General features: G+C 57.9%; 1 protein-coding gene. It reads left to right on the top strand.

Annotated features, from left to right (window positions below):
• Positions 1-33 precede the first annotated feature (33 nt).
• Positions 34-233 (top strand): hypothetical protein (locus tag KVS69_RS20715; RefSeq protein ID WP_217540228.1); only part of this gene is annotated, 200 nt, incomplete at its 3' end.

Here is a 233-nt window from a genome sequence, read left to right as displayed (position 1 = left end):
GCCACCATGTGGGCTATGGTCTGGAGCGGCGTGATGACTGCAAAAGACGTTTTGGGCGTCTTCATCCGGGGCTATTGCTCTGTGATCGAGCTGCAGCCGTCGATGTCGTGCAAAGCGGCAAGAGACGCGATCATCGATGCGCAGGCCGAAAATCTTTATGACGTCTGGTCGCAGGTGGGCGACCTGCTCAGGGAGGCGCAGTGTGAGTTCTCACGGAAGAAGACGGTGCAATC

Source organism: Stenotrophomonas sp. GbtcB23 (assembly GCF_019091045.1).
Taxonomy (GTDB): domain Bacteria; phylum Pseudomonadota; class Gammaproteobacteria; order Xanthomonadales; family Xanthomonadaceae; genus Stenotrophomonas; species Stenotrophomonas rhizophila_A.
The sequence above is the reverse complement of the archived record's forward strand: the minus strand, read 5'-3'. Positions and strand labels throughout refer to the sequence as shown.